This window comes from Caballeronia udeis (genome assembly GCF_001544555.2).
Lineage (GTDB): Bacteria > Pseudomonadota > Gammaproteobacteria > Burkholderiales > Burkholderiaceae > Caballeronia > Caballeronia udeis.
This window is the reverse complement of record NZ_FCOK02000240.1, coordinates 1-520: the sequence shown is the minus strand read 5'-3', so window position 1 is coordinate 520 and position 520 is coordinate 1. Positions and strand designations below refer to the sequence as shown.

Sequence of the window (520 nt, the reverse complement as noted above, 5' to 3'; positions counted from 1 at the left end):
TGACGCCAGCCTTAGCACGTGTATTTAAACGCCCTCACTATCCGTTTGAGGTGATGCTGATGTGCGTGCGCTGGTATGTCGCCTATGGGCTGAGCGTGCGAAACCTGGAAGAGATGATGGCTGAGCGAGGCATCGAGGTCGATCATTCGACCGTGCATCGTTGGGCGATCAAGCTGCTGCCAATTCTTGAAAAAGCGTTCCGGCGCCGCAAACGCCCGGTGGGAAAAAGCTGACGTGTCGATGAGACGTATATCAAGAAAAAGGAAAGTGGAAGTACTTGTATCGAGCGGTGGACAAGGCCGGACAGACCGTCGATTTCCTGCTGCGAGCCCAGCGTGACAAGGCCGCGGCGCAGCGTTATTTCGAGAAGCCGATTGAGCAGAGCGGCGAGCCCGAGACGATCACGATCGACAAAAGTGGCGCGAACCTGGCCGCGCTAGAGGCCCTCAATGCAGAGCGCGACACACCAATCAAGATCCGCCAAAACAAGTATCTGAACAACATAATCGAACAGGATCAC

Annotated in this window: 1 pseudogene; it reads left to right on the top strand. The window is 55.4% G+C overall.

Annotated features, from left to right (window positions below):
• A pseudogene (locus AWB69_RS45440) lies at positions 1-520 on the top strand (IS6 family transposase); the annotation flags it as partial.